Genomic DNA, 18937 nt, shown 5'->3' on the forward strand with positions numbered 1-18937 from the left:
ATGCTCAGACTTTGTCCTAGATCTGGAAACGTGACGAGATGATGATTAAACAGACGTTATTTCGACTTTCAAAGACGCCAACTCATCACGCTGTGTGTTAGCACATTCGATAGAGGTTGGTGCGTTCAATCCAGCCTGAACAACAGGAGACATGATTGTGCGCCATTTTCCGTCGCTGCATTGCTCTTGGATAAGCAGAGAAATTTTGACTTCATCAGCCGTTACTTCAAGCAGCTCGGCTTTACCAATCAATACGCCGTGCTGTTGGCTGTTTTCAAATAGAATGGTTTCTTCACCCGGGATCAGCGATACCGAGCTTTGCGCACGTTGATGTTTACCTGCGCGATCAATTTCAAAGTTCACGTCTACTTGCCAGTCAGCCATGGCTAACGGGCTAAGCATTGCGCTAAACAGGACAAGTCCTTTCTTCCACTCGTTCATTTTTTTTCTCTTTCTGTTTCTCGGTAAATCGGAGAAGCAAATAGAAACTGAATGCGACGGCTTCTTAATAAGTAGATCACTAGCCAAAGCGCAATCAGTAATGTCACCGCACTGCTCCAATGAAAACGCCAGTGCCCAACAGTTAAATGCTTAATTTGTAGTACTAAGTCGCAGCTAAACGCTGCTAATAAAATGGCTCTTCCCCAATGCCAGACACTTTCTATCACCCTCGGGTATCGGTGCAGGTTACCTGCCATTAGCATTAATGCGACGGAAGGAAAACCGACCGCTAACCCCATATAGAGCGCGTCATGGTTTGGGTAAATCAAGGCAAGCATATCAGCGCCTTGTTCGCGGCTTACGCCAGCAATGACAAACACAATCCACGCTCTCGCGAGAAAAATACACGCGAGCCAGAAAAAAAGCGCGGGCTTCGCGTTGCCATGTTTGTCGAAATAATCAGGTGATTGGTACAAAGGTGTATTCATTCATGTTTTAGGGCCTGCAGCCCCTCTTTATTACGGTACGGCCAATAAAACAATGTTCATCAACCACGTATTCACTGTCTCAATATTTACACGGACGGCATAGTGTTGACGCAGAAAATTGCGGGGCAGCGCAGGCAGTTTCACTGCGGGATTTTATGTGCATCACATTTATTGCAGTGTCACTGACACTTACCCTCTGCAAGCCTCTTAGCGCGCGCCGACAATATCACGAACGCTGGCGAAGATACCTTTAAACAAGTTCTTGCCAAGTATCGCGTATCCAACAACGACGCCGAGGTATTCCGTGATACTTTTCCCTTCCACCAAAGGTGTCGTGGTTAAGATCATGACCATGTCTTCTTTTCCTATATTTGGAACTTTGACACGAATAGTGGATTTTGGTTTCGTGGCATATTGTTATCAAAGGTATAATCCAGACTAACAAGTGAACAAGAACAGTATGATGAGCAATCCAACCCCCTCTCCAGAGACGCAAAATGAAGCGATGAAAATCGCAAAAGCGACGCAAAAGCCTGGGCAATCAAAAGAGCAAACTAAGCTCATTGCACAAGGTATTGAAAAAGGCATCGCGCTTTATAAAAAACAGCAAAAAGTCAAAGCGCGTGATCGTGACAAAGAACGTAAGAAACAAATCAAAGTTAAAAACGCAGGCGAACAATCTCAGCAAGCTGATCGCGAAGTAGTGGTATCGCACAGCGACTCAACACACACATCCTCCCTACCTTGGGTGTTGCTCGTACTGAGTTGGCTTGGATTTGCCGCCTTTTACTTTATCGCTCGCTAAGAAGCCCCTACAAGGAAGGCCCTATGAAAAAAACGATAATTGGCTCACTCACAAGCCTTGGACTTTTGTTATCCGTCGGTTGCGCTCAAGGAGATACCGCCATGACAGACAAATCGCTCACGCCTTGTGGTGATAAGCCAAACTGTGTATCCACGCTTGATGAACGAGAAGATTACCAGTTAGCGCCTTTTACCCTAGTGTCTGACGATGTCACGATATCGCAAATTATCGAAGTCGCACTGACACTGCCAGGTTCTCGCTCTGGTGATCGCGCAAAAGATTACGCACGCATTGAATCGGTGAGCAGTGTCTTCCGTTTCGTGGACGATCTTGAACTGCGTATTGATGGTGACAATTTGATTGTGCGTTCAGAGTCTCGTGTGGGTTATTCAGATTTCAGTGCGAACCGCAAACGTGCAGAAGCGTTACGTCAAAGCTTGAAAGAAGCGGGCTTGATTTTATAAGTCGTAAAATAGGCAACCGACATAAACATGGATATCGCTGCATTAAAAGCACATTGTGATGCCCTCATCGGCATTCGCTTCGACATAAAGTGGGGCGGTGTAGAGGTGTATAGCGTGCACAAAACAAAGATGGTGTGCATTTTCTATGACGGCAACAAAATGGCCTGCAAAGTGCCTGATGAGCATTTTTTGATGATGGCTGATATTCCAGGTTGCCGTCCGGCACCGCACCTTGCACGTGTCGGTTGGATTGAGTTTGGCGAAAGCTGTCCACTTCCATGCGCTGAGCTTCAAAACCTCATTTCGCAATCTTGGCATTTGGTGGTGGATAAACTTCCCAAGTATGTCCAAAAATCATTGAGACCTGAAGACACGCCAGAGACAAAATAAAACGGTCAGCCCGCTTAGCTGACTGACCGTTTTCCGTTCTATGTCCTGTGGTGGTTTTCTACTTTCCCGCTTTGTGTTTTTTCACAAAAGCTTTAATGGCTGGCGCAATGAACTCTCGATAACGCCTACCATTGAAAATTCCGTAATGTCCGACACCTTCTTGTTCAAGGTGCGCCTTTTTGGATGTTGGCAACTTGTGGCATAAGTCGAGCGCGGCGGCCGTTTGCCCTCGCCCAGTAATGTCATCCACCTCACCTTCAACAGTGAAAATGGCCGTTCGTGTAATGTCTGCCATATCGACAGCTGTGCCGCGATATGTCATGGTGTTGTTGGCCAGATCTTGCTCTAAAAATACCTTTCTGATCGTATCCAAATAGTAGTGCGCAGGCAGATCCATCACCGCGAGGTACTCGTTGTAAAATTTACGGTGTGCTTCCGCATTGTCCCCGTCACCTTTGATCAAATCATCGAAAAACTTGAAGTGTTTTTGCACATGGCTATCGAGGTTCATCGACATAAATCCCGACAATTGCACAAAGCCCGGATACACCAATTGCCCCGCCCCTTCAAAGTTGTCAGGCACAGTACAAATCACATTCGATTCAAACCAGTCGGCGTCTTTTCCACTGGCGTAGTCATTCACTTCAGTAGGATTGATACGCGTATCGATAGGCCCACCCATCAAGGTCATAGTGGCAGGTGTTGCAGGGTTATTCTTGGCTGACATAAGGGATGTAGCAACCATCAACGGGATACAAGGCTGACATACGGCCACGGTGTGAGTATCAGGCCCCAACATCTCAAGGAACTCTATCAGGTAGTCAACATAATCATCGAAGTGAAATTCCCCCTCACTAACTGGCACATCACGCGCATTGCGCCAGTCCGTAACATAAACATCGTGATCGGGCAAAAATTCTCGGATCGTTCCTCGCAACAAGGTGGCAAAATGACCGGACAACGGTGCGACAAACAGCACACGAGGTTGATTGGGTTGCGCTTTGCTGCGACGAAAATGCAGCAGGTTACAGAACGGCTTATTGGCAATGACATTGTATTGAATCGCAACGTTGTCGCCGTCTATTTCAGTGAAGTCGAGCTCCCACGCGGGTTCGTCATAGCAGTCAGTGAGTCTCTCAATCAACTCCATCGAAGCATCAAAACTCCGGTTCGCTGAAAACATTCGAAAACCATTCCACGGTGCCGCATTCACATCTCGAACAAACTTGGCCCAGCTGTTAAGAGGTTTAATCGATTCCATGTACGCAGCATTGAGTTGATAAAGCATCCTTCCACCCTTTCTATTAACCGCTTTAAATGACGACCCAATAACTTATTGAGTAGTCACGCAATTAACATACTAGACCAGAATTTGAGCACGACAGTACACGCCCATTTTCATTGGGTTTGCCGGGAGAACAACACGAAATATTCGTAAAAATGAGGAAGAAAAGAGGATATTTAACGCGTGAGGAATCCATCACCCAGAGGAAAAGAGGCATTCCCTATAGCGAGTGAAGCAGAATAAAGAGAAGTTGCAGCCTGACAGACTGATTGTCATTTACATGGGTTTGACCCAACCATGTTTTCAGCATCTGCCGAAAAACGATTGGCGTTCATTCTCTTGTGGCCGAGCTGCATCTTCAACTAACTTGGCATTGTCTTTTGCGCTTAGCTGGTCAAGGTATAGACGATATCGCCTTTACGCTCTTCCACCCACTCGCGTTTGAACGGTCCCCAGTCAGTGAGGCGATAGTAGCCATCATTGTGACGTCGGCCGTCTTGAATAAATGCCAGCTCAATCCCTAAGCCCGCTAAGGATTTGATCACGTCTTGAATAGTACGACGTGGCCAGCCTGTGGCTTCAATTAAGCGTGGAACGTTTGGGCGTTCCATTTCTTCGACAAGACTTGCGAGATACAGTCTTCTTGCAAAAACCGGATTCAGTTCCATTGAGACCTCCTAAAATGCACTGTCTTCATTATTCAACGAAATGCAATCAAGGTATTGCGCTCGATCAAAAGGAACACGTATTCAACGGCATACAAACTTTCAGTTATTGAAGGTTGTGATCTCTACATCTATACCCAAACAACCTCAAGATGCTTGTTCAGCGAGAGTTTGTTTGGGTATATAACGGTAGCGCGGAAAAAGCCTGTTATTTCTTTAGAGTACGTTTGTTCTGTCGCTCACACCATGCGCTCTGAATCGCGTCTATCAAGTGCTTAACCTTTGGTGCGGAAAGGCTGTAATACACCGATTGAGAAGATTTACGGGTCGTAACAAGGTTAGCTTGACGCAGTACCGTGAGGTGCTGAGAGAACGCAGATTGGCTCAACGTACTATTTTCTAAAAGCTGAGAGACATTCCTTTCTCCTTCTCGCAACTGACATAGCACAATCAATCGCTCAGGATGCGAAAGAATACGCAACACTTCTGCTGCCTCTTTGGCGTCATCAATCAGATCGCTATCCACACTACCCCCTAAAAATATGACTCTTTATAGATATAGCTAATTACCCGTAGATGAATCAAATCTAATTTAGCCATAAGTGATATAACGATCAGGTATTGGCACAATTATCGAGGTGTGAGAAAACGATGAATCGCACGAGGATTACCCTCTCTGCCTTGCTTTCGACACGGTGGAATGTCAATCTAGCACCCTAAAACCTAACGCAAAAAGGAAGCAATCAATGAGCACGATGGTTTACGGTATCAAGAATTGTGACACGATAAAAAAAGCCCTGAAATGGCTGGAAGCCGAAGGAAAACCTTTTACGTTTCACGATTACCGTAAAGATGGCATTGATCAGGAAATGCTAAAGAAATTTGTCAATGAATTGGGCTGGGAAGCACTGGTCAATAAACGCGGCACCACATTTCGCGCATTGACAGAAGAGCAAAAGAACAACTTAGATGAATCTAACGCTATCGCGCTAATGTTGGTTCAACCTGCAATGATAAAACGCCCATTGCTTGCGCACGCTGGCAAATACCATCTCGGCTTTAAACCCGCTGAGTACGCAGACATTTTCGCAGAATAACCGACGCGTAGAACACTTTATAGAATTCGATAAGCAGAAAGGACACACTCCCCCATGACAGACAGTGCTGTATTGTCTTTGGCCAAGGATTTAATCGGCCGCCCATCCGTCACCCCTATCGATGAAGGGTGCCAAGAATTGATGATCTCTCGCCTAGAAGCGATTGGTTTTTCTATCGAGCGTTTAGTGTTCGAAGACACAACGAACCTTTGGGCTCGTCGTGGCACAGAAGCACCATTATTTGCCTTTGCAGGTCATACCGACGTTGTGCCATCAGGCCCGGTAGAACAATGGCATACACCGCCTTTTGAGCCGACTGTTATTGATGGCTACCTTCACGGGCGCGGCGCGGCTGACATGAAAGGCTCACTGGCGGCAATGGTCATCGCGGCAGAACGTTTTGTGGCTGAAAACCCTGACCACAAAGGTTCTATCGCTTTCTTGATCACGTCAGATGAAGAAGGGCCGTTTATCAATGGTACGACCCGCGTGGTGGACACCTTGGTCGAGCGTAACGAAATCATTGATATGTGCATTGTCGGCGAACCATCAAGCACACACGCAGTGGGTGATGTCGTGAAAAACGGCCGTCGAGGCTCAATCACTGGCGACGTCATCATCAAAGGGATCCAAGGACACGTTGCTTACCCGCAACTGGCACGTAACCCTATTCACCAAGCGTTACCTGCGCTTGCTGAATTAGCGGCAACACAATGGGACCAAGGCAATGCCTACTTCCCACCAACCAGTTTCCAGATCCCGAATGTGGCGTCAGGGACAGGCGCAAGCAACGTTATTCCGGGCGACTTTCATGTGCAATTCAACCTGCGTTTTAGCACTGAATCGACAGTTGATGACATCAAATCACGCATTCACTCGGTGCTTGATGCACACGGCCTAGAATACGATTTGGCATGGACGTTTAGCGGCCACCCATTCCTTACGGACACAGGCACCTTGTTGGACGCGGTCGTCAAAGCCGTTGACGAAGTAAACCATCAAAAACCTGAATTGCTGACCACTGGCGGCACGTCTGACGGACGCTTTATTGCACAAATGGGCACACAAGTGATCGAACTCGGCCCTGTTAACGCCACTATCCACAAAGTGAACGAGTGCGTGAAAATTGCCGATTTAGAAAAGCTCACAGACATGTACCAGAAAGTCCTAGAGAAAGCGCTCGCCTAATGCATTGGAGTGTTGCGTCGCTGACCGGTCAAACACAAGAACACCTTGTTTCTCATGGTGACTTCTTGCTGCACGCTGACGTGAAGGCGGATTTCATCCGCCTTCAAACCGCTGCGCAGGCCGCCGGGTTCGAACTTGCAATTGCTAGCAGCTTTCGAGACTTCGCCCGTCAGCAGATGATTTGGAACAACAAGTTCATGGGTCTTAGGCCAATCCTCGATGATGCAGGTACCTCACTCGACCCTTCACGTCTAAGTGATGACGAGAAAGTGCGTGCGATACTTCGATGGTCAGCGCTTCCCGGCGCAAGTCGACACCATTGGGGCACGGATATCGACGTATATGCGACGAACCTTTTGCCACAAAGTGTCTCTTTGCAATTGGAGCCTTGGGAGTACCTTTCAGGTCATCAAGCACCGTTGTTTGCTTGGCTTGAGGATAACCTCGAACAATATGGCTTTTATCTTCCCTATCGTGAAGACAAAGGCGGCGTGGCATTCGAACCTTGGCATATTAGCCACAAGGCCACCACACAGGGTTTGCTTGAGCAGCTCACGCCAGAAACGCTGAGTGCCGTGATTGCGTCATCCGACATACAAGGGCGAGAAACTATCCTTCCCATGCTGAATTGGATATATTCACAGTACATTTCTAATGTGTGTGAGGCCTGATCATGGATTTTCTAACCAACCCTTATGTGATTATTTTCATCGTGGTCGCGGTTGTGGTCAGTAACATCATGGCGCTCAAGTACACCGCAAATGCGAAGTTTGGGATGAAACAAAAGCCCAAAACTGATGACACCAATAAACAAGGTGAAGAGCAGAAAAAGACCGCTCAAACCAACAAAGAGGATGACGAAGATGACAAGTCCTCTTTTTGGTAAGCCCAGATTCGTCAATTGACTCTCCATGCTAAAAGGAAAAAAGCGACGCCTGACGTCGCTTTTTTACTGCCTGCTTCCTCGTAAATCTGTGCATTGTATTTTTTTAGGCAAACGTTTGCTTTTTCTCTAACAGCGAGCAAAGACTTCTTGGTATGATGCGTTTCAAATGGATGGTAGGCACAAGGATTCTCCATTCCCTGCCATCTTCTGTGTGCCGTTCAACAACAGATAGGAATGTCTCAATGAGCCTCGCGGATCAAGTTCTCGCCGTTAACGACGATCTTCCCATTCGTACCCACCAGCCAGTTCACAGTGGAAAAGTCCGCTCTGTTTATTGGCTAACAGAAGCCGATAGCCAACGCCTCATTCAAGAAAAAGGCTACGATGTTGCCCCCGATGCGCCACTTGCCATCATGGTGATCAGTGATCGTATTTCAGCGTTTGATTGTATCTGGCATGCGGAAGGCGGTTTAAAAGGTGTTCCAGGCAAAGGTGCTGCACTCAACGCCATTTCGAATCACTGGTTCAAGTTGTTTAAAGAAAATGGCTTAGCAGACAGCCACATTCTCGACATTCCCCACCCGTTCGTTTGGATCGTTCAAAAAGCCAAGCCTGTTAAAATTGAGGCCATTTGCCGTAAATACATAACAGGTTCAATGTGGCGCTCATACGCCAAAGGCGAACGTGAATTCTGCGGTATCGCGATGCCTGAAGGCTTAGAGAAAGACAAAGCCTTACCAGAATTGCTGATCACACCGTCAACCAAAGGTATTTTGAAAGGCATTCCAGGTGTTCCTGAAGCCGATGATGTGAACATCACGCGTCAGAACATCGAAGATAATTTTGCGGCGTTCAATTTCTCGTCTGCAGATGACATTGCCCTTTATGAAACGTACCTCAAAGAAGGTTTTGGTGTTATCAGCAACGCGCTCGACGCCGTTGGGCAAACCTTCGTGGATACCAAGTTTGAATTTGGCTATGTCTCCGATGCCTCAGGGCAAGAAAAGCTGATTTATATGGATGAAGTCGGCACACCTGATTCATCACGCATTTGGGATTCGGCAGAATACGACGCTGGCAACATTGTCGAGAATTCGAAAGAAGGGTTCCGTCAGTTCTTACTTGGCCATTTTCCTGATCCGGATATCTTGCTGAACAAAGAACGCATGCCCGAACGAGAGGCCTTGGCACGAGACAACGCACTGCCCGTTGAAGCCTTGATGGATATTTCACGCACTTACATCGGTATCGCGGAAAAAATCATTGGTAAGCCAATCCATTTGAGCGAAAACCCAAAACAAGAAATCATCGATATCTTGCGCGAAGAATATGGACTGATTGACTGATTCATCGTCATTCAAACCAGACTCCAAACAAAAAAAGAGGACGCCTTAGCGTCCTCTTTTCATTTGAAACGATTCATGACCTCAAATTAATTGAGGTTCAAACGCTCAACAGCTGCAACCAACACAGGGCTTAAGCTGGCTAATTGCTCTTCTGCAATCGGCTTACCAGCACTGTCAGTCACGTTGATAGAGGTGCGGTTACCTAAATCACCTAACTGAATGTCGTAGTTGTCACGATCGAGCTGAAGAGGTTTTGTACCAATCTCTTCCCAGAACTCATCATCAGGGGCTTTGTATTTCACCGTCAACGTACCTTGTGAACGGTTACGATCTTCAACCGTCATACCAAGCTGCCCCAAGATAGCAGGCAAACGCTCCCAGAATACGTCATAAGGTGCGCGAGCGATGATCACAGGCAAACCGCTGCGGTCTTTACCCAAGCTGATTGGAATGTTCTTCACCAGCTGCGCCGCACGAATACGCGCTTCTTCACGCAAATCACCGTCATAACGGGACGTGATCATATTGGTCATCTGCGCGCTGTAGCGATCACGCATGTCCACAGACACGTCTTCGGCTTGGCCATTGCGCTTCCACTCAATCATATCAATGCGAAAACCAGAGCGGCTTCGATCAGACACGGGCACAACCGTGTAGCGGCTTTCGATAACTTCGTCGTCATCTTCCAGCGTCCACACCAACCAATCGGTTTCAACACCGTCGATAGACGAAGTACGCACCGGGATTTGGTTTTCTTCAATCAAGGTGTTGATGGTTTGCCAAACACGTTCAGATTGCTCTTCACGCGGCATCCACACGGTGACACCTTTCGCATCACGCTCATAACGCGCACCAGGGATCAGCTCCAAGATTTGCTGAGGTGGACGAATATCAATGTTACGCCCAGTAGGACCTGCGAAGTCACGATTAGGAATGGTATACGCACCTGAAAACTCAGGCTGTTGATCTGGCAAATTTTGCCATTCTGACAAGGGTGCAGATTCTAAATACTCGAAGTCATCAGAGGCTTGACGACGAGACTCGCTGCTTGAACAGGCCGCCAACGAGGCGACCACAACTGCACACAGGCCGAGTTTAAAAACAGGTTTCATTGGATCTCCAGAGAAGCGTTACAGCACACCAGCGTCAATCAATGCCTGTTTAACCTTAGGCTGCAACGCGGTGTTGAGCGGGGTCAAAGGCAGACGCAGTGTTCCATCCGCAATAAGGCCCATTTCATGCAGTGCCCATTTAACCGGAATTGGATTCGCTTCTACAAACAGATCAGTATGAAGCGGCATGATCTTGTCATTGATTGAGCGTGCTTCATCAAGCTCACCCGCCAATGCCAATTTGATCATTTTTGCCATTTGCGCAGCGGCAATGTTATTCGATACAGAAATAACACCCTGTCCACCCGCAGCAACGAAATCCAGTCCCGTTAAATCATCACCACTTAAAAGGACAAAATCTTCGCCACAAAGTTCACGGTGAGCACGCACGCGGTTTAAATCGCCGGTTGCATCTTTAATGCCGACGATGTTTTCGAATTCAGATAAACGCGCAACGGTTTCTGGCAACATGTCAGCGACAGTACGTCCCGGCACGTTATACAAAATTTGAGGGAGCTCAGTGGATTCAGAAATCGCTTTGAAGTGTTGGAACAATCCTTCTTGAGACGGTTTGTTGTAGTAAGGCACTACGCTCAAACAGCCCGCGATACCAGAACCCGCAAACATTTTGCTGAAGGTAATGGCTTCGTGTGTCGCATTTGCACCTGTTCCTGCAATCACAGGAATGCGTCCGTCTGCGAATTCTAGCGTCTTCAGAACAATCTTGATGTGCTCTTCCACGGTGACGGTTGCAGATTCACCTGTTGTACCCACAGAAACGATTGCATCTGTGCCAGCATCAACATGAAAATCTACGAGATTTTTCAAACTGGTATAGTCAACTTCACCAGAGCTATCCATCGGCGTGACCAATGCCACGATACTTCCTGAAAACATTTCCTTCTCCAAAAATGCGTTTTGTCCCATGGTACGTTTGGCGACCTGCAAAAACAAGCGCCGAGACCGCGTCTAAACGCTGGCTTTGCGCGGTTGATCACCACGAAAATGAACGATATTGTCCTGACTACCGTAATGTTGATTGCCAAATTTGTCTGAACGCATCAAAAAGCGTTATTTTCGCTTTGATATCATCAGTGAGACAGAACGGGCGGCCTTTCATTCAGACACAAACAAGAAAGGTGTACGCTTACATCAAAATGCAATTTTTCATGCAAGAATGTTCGCGCTCAACACGCGACTATTTTCAATAAGGAAGACATATGCAAATGCTGACCGCCGGTGCTGCTGCACCAGAATTTACGCTTCAAGATCAAAACGGCGAAATGGTGTCGCTGAGTCAGTTCAAAGGGAAAAACAAAGTTCTGGTGTATTTTTACCCAAAAGCCATGACGCCGGGTTGTACAACACAAGCCTGTTCATTACGCGACAGCAAAAGTGAGCTCGAAGCACTGAACACTGTGGTACTTGGCTTAAGCCCGGATCCAGTGAAAAAGCTTAAAGGGTTCGAAGAAAAGAAAGCATTAAATTTCACCCTGCTAAGTGATGAAGACCACGCCGTCGCTGATGCCTTTGGCGTGTGGGGCCCGAAAAAATTCATGGGTAAAGAATACGATGGTATTCACCGTATCAGCTTCCTCATCGGTGAAGACGGTAAGGTTGAGCACGTGTTCAACAAGTTCAAAACCAAAGATCACCATGATGTGGTTATCAATTATCTGAAAGGCGAATAAGCCCACTCAGGCCGACATTCTCACAATAAGATCGAAAAAGCCGGCGAATGCCGGCTTTTTCATATTCATTGCAAACGACATCAGTTGCGATCAGGCAACGGAATAGCCAAAGCCTCAGGGTAGTTCCTCAGCGTAGCAATCTCCTTCGCTTTCTCAACAATCGCGTCCCGATGCAAAGAAGCCGTTAACGCAAGAGAAGGCTTTTGCCATCCATCAGGCAAGGTGATCCAACCTTTGCTTTCACAATGCGCCAAAATGCGATCTGTCGCTTGCAATGCAGATGACGCTTTCACCAATTCAATACGCGCGTAACGCTCTCCGTCAAAAGACGCATCTGCCGCACGAAGGCTTGGGTCATCACCCGGTATCTGCTGCGCGCCACACAAAGGAATACCACCGACTTCTGCGTTTTCGAACGCCGGAAGCCATTGAGAGAAATGACCAATGGCACGCTCGGTGCGTACTCTCACATGTTCCCATTCCCACCCTGTATCGACTTTGTCGATCATACATTGTGGCAACATAGGCTGCGCACTGCGTTGTCCGGCATTTACCAGACCGCCATCAAACAGCGTAATGTCTTTCGTCATGCCATGAAGTTGAATAAACCCTTGAGGATAAGGCGTCAATTGCGCCATACCTTGCGGGGTGCCTCGCGCGCCATGAACAATGACCTCGGGCCAGATGCCCGGCTGTGAAGGCCAGTGCGCAAGATAAGCGGCTTTGTATTCCACCCATCGCTCACGCGGACGCTGCGCTAAATCATCGAGCGCGCCCGTACGAAACCCACACGCATTGATCAGGAAATCGACATGATGTGTGTGAGTTTCTCCCGCAGGGTTGTGCGTGGTGATAGACCAACCTTGCGCCGCTTCTTCAACATGCGTGACACGATGTTTCAAATTCAACGTGCAATTCGGTACACCTTCTAGCCCCAAAGCAGCGGTCGCCGCTAACCTGAATACACTCAAACCATATTCTTGTACGACCACCAGCGGGTATTTGAATTGTTCAAGTGACATATACTTGGCGACCGGCACAATCCATTCGTCTGGCGAGGTGGGATCGTCAGGCAAGTCTGCACACGCAAGACGCAACATGTCTTCTTTGCTGTAAAGCGTGAAGTAATCGTCTGGTGATCCCAACACAGCGTTGTCTGCATCGCTTTCGATCATCTCTCGGTAGTGTGCGGTGAGCACATTGAGACGATGCAAGATGGCATCTGGCTCGCCAGGGTCCGAAGTCGGTATCGCAATAACAGTTGGACGACGGTTCACGGAATGCGGATAAGCACGCACAGTTGCAATGGATTGTTCCAGTAACGCGATACATTGCGCTTCCGAAATCTCTCGGTATAGATTACCACCTGCGTGTAAGTGACAGATCGGAGGGCCACTCACAAGGCTCTCACTCGATTCAAACACAAGGGTTTCGACCCCCAACCCTGCCAGTTTCAATGCCGCTGTTGCGCCAGCAACACCACCACCCACGATGCCTACTTTGAACGGTAAACCCGTTTCTGCCACTTTTGCGCCCTCAATAGCACTCACGATCGTGTCTCTCAGTATGTAGTCTTGGATTCTATATGAACCGTCTTTCATCATTGTAGTAATTCTTCATCTTTTAAAACAAGAAGAGACCCTCTAGGGTCTCCTCTTTTTACCCAAACTTTCGGGTTTAGGATCACCGCTTTACGGCGTTTTTTCACGATTGCGTCGCAATGTCTTCGTCTTCTTCGTCATCAGCATCATTGGCTGGCAATGCATTCCAAACGGCCTTCACTAAGGTCGCAAGTGGAATGGCAAAGAAAACACCCCAGAAACCCCACAGTCCACCAAACACCAATACCGCCACAATGATAGCGACAGGGTGCAAGTTCACAGCTTCTGAGAACAAAACTGGCACAAGAACGTTACCATCAAGCGCTTGGATAACGCCGTACGCCAACATCAAATAACCCAACTCGGGACTGATCCCCCACTGGAACAGCGCCACCATAAAAATAGGCAAGGTCACAGCCGCCGCACCGATATACGGAATAAGCACGGACAGACCTGTAGCAACACTGAGCAACGCGGCGTAGCGAAGGTCTAGCAGCGCAAATGTGATGTAACTAGTGATACCAACAATAACGATTTCAGTCACTTTACCGCGAATGTAATTGGAAATTTGTTGGTTCATTTCGCTCGCGACTCTGTTTGTCAGGCGGCGATTACGTGGCAACACCACGCTGAATGAGCGCAGCATTTCTTTTTTGTCTTTCAGTAAGAAAAACACCAATAGCGGCACCAAAATCAGGTACACCGCAAGTGTCGCTAAGCTCACCAGTGAAGACAGCGAACTTTTCACAACCGTTTCACCTAACCCCAATACGCGGCTCTGAAGCGTATCAATGAAGGTGTTCACCATGTATGGCTGAACAATATCCGGGTACTGTTCGGGGAGGTGAGAAACAAAATTCTGGAAATCGTTAAACATGGTTGGGATATCGGCAATCAAATTGACGATCTGTGTCCATATGGTTGGCACTAAGCCGAAGCAGGCCATCAACATAAAGCCCGCAAAGAGCATCAACACCACCAGCACCGAGGCAAATCGGGGCAATCCAAATTTCACTAATTTAGAAACAGGCCATTCCAAAAGATAAGCAAGAACAATGGCCACAAGCAGGGGCGCTAAGAGATTGCCGAAGAAGTAGATAACGATGAAACCTGCAACAAGTATCGCGACGAGACTGACGGCGTGAGGGTCAGAAAATCGTCTCTGATACCAACGGTTAAGCATCTCTAGCATGGTTTGTCCTGTTTTAAATTTTGGTGATAGTGAGCACCGTCGCGTCTTGGACAGTCCGTTGAGTAACGCGAAAACCTTTATTGACGAGATAACGGGGAATATCGCGCAACGCCCCACTGTCTGTAACAACGATATCGATTTGTTCGTCTTTCGCCAAGGTCGCACAGGTTCTTTTGGCTAATAATAAGGCCATTGGGCAGCGCTCTGTACGCAAATCAAGGGATTGAATTTCCATTCTTTCTCGCTGCTCGGTATTATCGTCGGCATTGTATACCTAAACAGAACGAAGAAGTAGTTTGGGTCTTTCACACAATACGGCAAACTCAATGGAAACCTGTCGTCCTCTTTGCTGTCTATATACTAGGGTCTTTTGTCCTTTGGTGATGATTTTTGCAGCAGTTTGTGGCGACTTTGTGCAAGGCAGAGGCTTCGATGTGTAGCTTGTCTACATGAGAAGCGGATAACGCAGGAGAAAGTCGCCACAAGCGCTGCCCAAAGGGTTCTGCTAAAAGCGTTTTATGCTTTGTTGAGGTCTATTTGCTTAGAGAGCTATGCATCATACACCTCGCCACGCCTAAAACGCTTTTATCTAGAACAAAATTTAACCACCAAAGGCCAACAGACCCTAACAATCCGTTTTTGAACGCTGGAGGAACCAACGGGCGTTATGCAACTGTTTAAAAAAGCAAAAATCAGCATTCTCGTTGCATCACTCGCTTTGCCGTCACCTGCTATAGCGACCACATACAGCGACCTACCTGATATTGGTACTGCCGCTGCAGGCACACTCACCGTCGAAAAAGAGATCGAATACGGCGACGCATACATGCGCATTTTGCGCGGTAGTCAGCCGATTGTGAGCGATCCACTGTTATCAGAGTATGTGTCTTCGTTGGGTGCATCTTTGTTGGCCAATGCTAATGATGTTAAAACACCTTTTGAGTTTTTTCTGATCCGTAACCGTGATATTAACGCCTTTGCTTTCTTTGGTGGTCACGTCGCGCTTCATACTGGGCTATTTCTGCATGCAAAAACAGAAAGCGAATTAGCCTCTGTTGTCGCGCACGAAATTGCGCACTTAACCCAACGCCACCTTGCTCGTGCCATGGAGCAACAAGCACGTCAATCTCCACTCACCATGGCTGCATTGGTCGGCTCGCTGTTACTCGCAATCGCAGCGCCGCAGGCAGGTATCGCTGCTGCGCAAGCAACAACGGCAGCATCAATTCAAAGCCGCATTAACTACACGCGTAGCAATGAGAAAGAAGCAGACCGTATTGGCATTGAAACCCTGTCGCGTTCTGGTTTTGACGCGAATGCTATGCCGACCTTCTTTACACGCATGGCCGATCAGTACCGCTTTGCGTCAACGCCACCTCAGTTTTTGTTAACGCACCCATTGCCTGATTCTCGTATCACGGATTCTCGTTCTCGTGCCCAGCAGTATCCGCAGCAAAGCGTTCCTTTATCCCCAAATTACCAGCTAGCACGCGCCCGTGTGATTGCGCGTTTTGCTGGCATAGATAGCGCCGCAGCACTTGATTGGTTCGAGCGCCAAAGCAAACGCGCATCACCAGCACTGAAACAATCCATGAATTACGGTAAAGCCTTGGTGTATATCGACAGCCGCCAATTTGATAAAGCGACCGCCTTATTGACACCACTGCTAAAACAACAGCCTAACAATCCATTCTTATTGGACGCTGCCACCGATCTCGACATCAATCAGAAAAAATATGATAGCGCGATCAGCCGCTTGAACAATGCGCTGGAAACACAACCAAACAATGCTGTACTGCTACTAAACCGAGATTATGCCTTGGTCAACGCTGGACGCTTCAAAGAAGCCATTTCTGGGTTGTTGAAATACACGCACCGTTACCCGGCGGACACCAATGGTTGGTCGCTGTTACAAGAAGCCTCTGATAGCCACGGCGATCGTGCTGGTGCCTTGGCTGCACAAGGTGAACTCTATGCGTTACAAGGCCGTTGGCATAAGGCCATTAACAATTACACACAAGCGAGCCAACTGGTTGATCTTGGCAGCCTTGATCAAGCCCGCTACGATGCACGTATAGATCAGCTACGCGTTGAAGAATCACGCTTTAATGCGTTGCAGCGGTAGCATGTTGTTTCGAAACACGGTGTGGTAACACGCGGTCGCCGTAGATTCCAACGCATTCCTAACAAACGGCCATGCCTAAGTGCATGGCCGAAAAATAACAGCGTTGCCTGCAAGCAACCGTTGTCAGTACTTATTCAAAGGAGCTTTCATGTCAGTCACTATTTACCACAATTCACGTTGTTCAAAGAGCCGCCAAACACTTGGGCTGTTGACTGAGCGCGGCATTGAGCCTGAAATCGTCGCTTACCTTGACACGCCTCCATCAGTTGAAACACTCACCGCTTTACTCGACATGCTGGGCTATGACTCTCCGCGTCAAATGATGCGCGTGAAAGAAGATATCTACAAAGCACATAATCTGGGTGATGCGTCAGTTACCGACGCACAGTTGATTCAAGCCATGGCTGACAACCCGAAACTCATTGAACGCCCAATCGTGGTTGCGAATGGCAAAGCGGCAATGGGCCGTCCGCCAGAAAGCGTTCTTGATATTCTGTAAGCGTGAGTACCCGTAATGATTGAGATTCTGGTGCTGTATTACAGCCGACATGGAAGTACGCGTAACGTCGCAAGGCTTATCGCTCGTGGTATCGAATCCACCGGTGCGGTCGCGCGTTTACGCACAGTGCCTGAACTGTCCATTGCGGGAGAAACCAAGCCAGCCGTTACCGCTGATGATCCATTCGTTACCCTTGAAGACTTAAAAGCCTGTCAGGGTTTGGCACTGGGCAGCCCTGTCCGCTTTGGCAACATGGCCGCCCCGCTCAAACATTTTATCGATAGTACGAGCAAGGAATGGTTAGCCGGCACATTGATTGGTAAACCTGCGATGGTTTTTAATTCCGGCTCCATGTTGCATGGCGGACAAGAGACTACCTTGCAATCCATGATGCTGCCTTTACTTCATCACGGCATGGTTATCGTTGGCTTACCGCATTCAGAAGCGGCGCTCCACACGACAACGGGAGGAGGCTCACCGTATGGCCCTTCTCATTTAACCAGCGAAGCGCGTCGCCACCCCGACACTGATGAAAAGGCACTCGCCATTGCTGGCGGAAAGCGCTTAGCCGACATCGCATCAAAATTACATCCATAAAAATGAACGCGTAAATACGCAATATACCGATAAAAGGAGTTATCCGTTGTTCTCTTCCCCCTCAACAATGAGGATTGCCGCACTAACGTCTTACCTTGCTTTAACTGGCTGGGTAATCCTTTGGCACGGCGTTCTGTCCCCTCACCCTCACGTTAACGCGATGGGAGTGACGATTGCATGGTTATTGCCGCTTCTTTTTCCCATGAAAGGCATGCTTACCGGTAACGCGTATACCCATGCGTGGGCAAACTTTGTTTTGATGTTTTACTTTCTCCACGCACTCACCTTGCTCATCGTGGATGAAGGTGAGCGCTGGTTAGCGTTTATTGAATTGGTCATTACGTCCATCGCATTTGTCAGCAACACGTATTACGCCAAATTGAAAGGCAAAGAACTCGGCATTGGCCTGAAAAAACTGTCGATGGTAGAGAAAGAAGAAAAAGCGCGATACGAAGAGAAATAGACAATCGCAGGATCAAAAAAAGCAGGCTTCTAGCCTAATGCATGTGAATTAAGCTGAATTACGTCTTCTAGAAGGCCTGGTCGCATAGCGACTGGGCCTTTTCTTTACTGCTCTTGGATATGTCCTCTCCCTCCTCTCTGGAAGCACAAAGCTCTCTGCCATATCGAGGATATACCTGAGCACTTCTGGATATCTTCCGGGCGCGACTGCCGGGAGCATCTGCAACTGACTCACCAAAAATATCGATGCCTGCTTAAAACCTATTTGGTATGGCATTACCGTATTCAAGGAATACGCCATCTGGCACATCATAAAACGCAGCAGGTTGTAGGCAAGCAACATCCCCCAAAGCTCCTGCTTGACCAACGCCGCCGTTTTACTTCTTAGTGTCAGGCTATTTTGAAGCATGTACTGTTTCATCTCTCGGTAACCTAATTCGATTTCCCAGCGATGACTGTAGAGCTCTGCGATATCTGCACCTATGTAACGCTTAGGGTCGGTCATGGAAGTCAACAGTTTGACTTCTTTCCCTTTCACCTTGGTGGTAATGAGTCTGGCTTCCAGTGTATCCGGCGCATCTGCCCACTTCTTTTTCGCTTGAG

Annotated in this window: 25 protein-coding genes; 13 read left to right on the forward strand and 12 right to left on the reverse strand. The window is 47.9% G+C overall.

Going from position 1 to position 18937, the window contains the following annotated elements:
* Positions 1-45 precede the first annotated feature (45 nt).
* The 3 genes from BM082_RS16695 to BM082_RS16705 form a co-directional block, all read right to left on the reverse strand.
* Positions 46-441 (reverse strand): hypothetical protein, encoded by a 396-nt coding sequence (locus BM082_RS16695; protein WP_017009015.1) that lies wholly within the window; start codon positions 439-441, stop codon positions 46-48.
* Positions 438-929: a DUF2919 domain-containing protein gene (locus BM082_RS16700; RefSeq protein ID WP_017009014.1), complete on the reverse strand. Its 492-nt coding sequence runs from the start codon at positions 927-929 to the stop codon at positions 438-440. Before BM082_RS16700 ends, BM082_RS16695 begins: the two co-directional genes overlap by 4 nt.
* A gap of 207 nt (positions 930-1136) precedes the next feature.
* On the reverse strand, positions 1137-1283 hold the full coding sequence (locus BM082_RS16705) for a heavy metal-binding domain-containing protein (protein WP_017009013.1): 147 nt from the start codon (positions 1281-1283) through the stop codon (positions 1137-1139).
* A gap of 109 nt (positions 1284-1392) precedes the next feature.
* On the opposite strand from BM082_RS16705, the gene BM082_RS16710 reads away from it, so the two are divergent.
* Genes BM082_RS16710 through BM082_RS16720 form a run of 3 tightly spaced genes read left to right on the forward strand, consistent with a single transcriptional unit; the run spans position 1393 to position 2588 of the window.
* Positions 1393-1734 carry a DUF2956 domain-containing protein gene (locus BM082_RS16710; RefSeq protein WP_017009012.1) on the forward strand — a complete coding sequence of 114 codons (342 nt, stop codon included), beginning with the start codon at positions 1393-1395 and terminating at the stop codon, positions 1732-1734.
* Positions 1735-1757: 23 nt separating this feature from the next.
* Positions 1758-2198, forward strand: a complete 441-nt coding sequence (locus BM082_RS16715) for a DUF1499 domain-containing protein (protein ID WP_017009011.1) — start codon at positions 1758-1760, stop codon at positions 2196-2198.
* Between the two features lie 27 nt (positions 2199-2225).
* Complete coding sequence (locus BM082_RS16720; protein WP_017009010.1) at positions 2226-2588, forward strand: MmcQ/YjbR family DNA-binding protein; 363 nt, start codon at positions 2226-2228, stop codon at positions 2586-2588.
* A 58-nt stretch (positions 2589-2646) separates the two neighbouring features.
* On the opposite strand, the gene BM082_RS16725 is transcribed toward BM082_RS16720, so the two are convergent.
* The 3 genes from BM082_RS16725 to BM082_RS16735 form a co-directional block, all read right to left on the reverse strand.
* A complete protein-coding gene (locus BM082_RS16725) occupies positions 2647-3876 on the reverse strand; it encodes a polyhydroxyalkanoate depolymerase (protein WP_017014244.1) in 1230 nt (409 codons plus the stop codon).
* Between the two features lie 383 nt (positions 3877-4259).
* Positions 4260-4541 carry a winged helix-turn-helix domain-containing protein gene (locus BM082_RS16730; protein ID WP_017009008.1) on the reverse strand — a complete coding sequence of 94 codons (282 nt, stop codon included), beginning with the start codon at positions 4539-4541 and terminating at the stop codon, positions 4260-4262.
* A 205-nt stretch (positions 4542-4746) separates the two neighbouring features.
* Positions 4747-5064 carry an ArsR/SmtB family transcription factor gene (locus BM082_RS16735; protein ID WP_017014245.1) on the reverse strand — a complete coding sequence of 106 codons (318 nt, stop codon included), beginning with the start codon at positions 5062-5064 and terminating at the stop codon, positions 4747-4749.
* A gap of 220 nt (positions 5065-5284) precedes the next feature.
* On the opposite strand from BM082_RS16735, the gene BM082_RS16740 reads away from it, so the two are divergent.
* The 5 genes from BM082_RS16740 (at position 5285) to BM082_RS16765 (ending at position 9055) form a co-directional block, all read left to right on the forward strand.
* Entirely contained in the window at positions 5285-5635 is a 351-nt protein-coding gene (locus BM082_RS16740) for an ArsC family reductase (protein WP_017009006.1), read from the forward strand.
* Positions 5636-5689: 54 nt separating this feature from the next.
* Entirely contained in the window at positions 5690-6823 is a 1134-nt protein-coding gene (gene dapE, locus BM082_RS16745; RefSeq protein WP_017014246.1) for a succinyl-diaminopimelate desuccinylase, read from the forward strand.
* Complete coding sequence (locus tag BM082_RS16750) at positions 6823-7494, forward strand: M15 family metallopeptidase (RefSeq protein WP_074927829.1); 672 nt, start codon at positions 6823-6825, stop codon at positions 7492-7494. Before dapE ends, BM082_RS16750 begins: the two co-directional genes overlap by 1 nt.
* A 2-nt stretch (positions 7495-7496) precedes the next feature.
* Positions 7497-7709, forward strand: coding sequence for a DUF2897 family protein (locus tag BM082_RS16755; RefSeq protein ID WP_017014247.1), 213 nt, complete (start codon positions 7497-7499; stop codon positions 7707-7709).
* A gap of 242 nt (positions 7710-7951) precedes the next feature.
* Complete coding sequence (locus BM082_RS16765) at positions 7952-9055, forward strand: phosphoribosylaminoimidazolesuccinocarboxamide synthase (protein WP_074927833.1); 1104 nt, start codon at positions 7952-7954, stop codon at positions 9053-9055.
* A gap of 86 nt (positions 9056-9141) precedes the next feature.
* Here BM082_RS16765 and bamC read toward each other — a convergent pair whose 3' ends face one another.
* Both bamC and dapA read right to left on the reverse strand, forming a co-directional pair.
* Positions 9142-10167, reverse strand: coding sequence for an outer membrane protein assembly factor BamC (gene bamC, locus BM082_RS16770; RefSeq protein ID WP_074927835.1), 1026 nt, complete (start codon positions 10165-10167; stop codon positions 9142-9144).
* 18 nt (positions 10168-10185) lie between these two features.
* Entirely contained in the window at positions 10186-11064 is an 879-nt protein-coding gene (gene dapA / locus BM082_RS16775) for a 4-hydroxy-tetrahydrodipicolinate synthase (protein ID WP_074927837.1), read from the reverse strand.
* Positions 11065-11387: 323 nt separating this feature from the next.
* Between dapA and bcp the strand changes: the two genes are divergently transcribed.
* On the forward strand, positions 11388-11858 hold the full coding sequence (bcp, locus tag BM082_RS16780; protein ID WP_017008999.1) for a thioredoxin-dependent thiol peroxidase: 471 nt from the start codon (positions 11388-11390) through the stop codon (positions 11856-11858).
* An 80-nt stretch (positions 11859-11938) separates the two neighbouring features.
* On the opposite strand, the gene BM082_RS16785 is transcribed toward bcp, so the two are convergent.
* From BM082_RS16785 to BM082_RS16795, 3 genes are all read right to left on the reverse strand, one after another.
* Entirely contained in the window at positions 11939-13462 is a 1524-nt protein-coding gene (locus BM082_RS16785) for an FAD-dependent oxidoreductase (RefSeq protein WP_017016920.1), read from the reverse strand.
* Positions 13463-13562: 100 nt separating this feature from the next.
* A complete protein-coding gene (locus BM082_RS16790; protein WP_017008997.1) occupies positions 13563-14651 on the reverse strand; it encodes an AI-2E family transporter in 1089 nt (362 codons plus the stop codon).
* 13 nt (positions 14652-14664) lie between these two features.
* On the reverse strand, positions 14665-14886 hold the full coding sequence (locus tag BM082_RS16795) for a sulfurtransferase TusA family protein (RefSeq protein WP_074927839.1): 222 nt from the start codon (positions 14884-14886) through the stop codon (positions 14665-14667).
* A gap of 432 nt (positions 14887-15318) precedes the next feature.
* Between BM082_RS16795 and bepA the strand changes: the two genes are divergently transcribed.
* From bepA to BM082_RS16820, 4 genes are all read left to right on the forward strand, one after another.
* Positions 15319-16776 (forward strand): beta-barrel assembly-enhancing protease, encoded by a 1458-nt coding sequence (gene bepA / locus BM082_RS16805; protein ID WP_017008995.1) that lies wholly within the window; start codon positions 15319-15321, stop codon positions 16774-16776.
* A 148-nt stretch (positions 16777-16924) separates the two neighbouring features.
* Positions 16925-17275 (forward strand): arsenate reductase (glutaredoxin), encoded by a 351-nt coding sequence (gene arsC, locus BM082_RS16810; RefSeq protein WP_074927841.1) that lies wholly within the window; start codon positions 16925-16927, stop codon positions 17273-17275.
* 15 nt (positions 17276-17290) lie between these two features.
* On the forward strand, positions 17291-17872 hold the full coding sequence (wrbA, locus tag BM082_RS16815) for an NAD(P)H:quinone oxidoreductase (protein ID WP_017014256.1): 582 nt from the start codon (positions 17291-17293) through the stop codon (positions 17870-17872).
* A 67-nt stretch (positions 17873-17939) separates the two neighbouring features.
* Entirely contained in the window at positions 17940-18335 is a 396-nt protein-coding gene (locus BM082_RS16820; protein ID WP_017008992.1) for a DUF2069 domain-containing protein, read from the forward strand.
* 48 nt (positions 18336-18383) lie between these two features.
* On the opposite strand, the gene BM082_RS16825 is transcribed toward BM082_RS16820, so the two are convergent.
* The coding region (locus BM082_RS16825) for a transposase (protein ID WP_139218801.1) at positions 18384-18937 on the reverse strand (554 nt) is incomplete at its 5' end.

Source organism: Enterovibrio norvegicus DSM 15893, from assembly GCF_900115495.1.
Lineage (GTDB): Bacteria > Pseudomonadota > Gammaproteobacteria > Enterobacterales > Vibrionaceae > Enterovibrio > Enterovibrio norvegicus.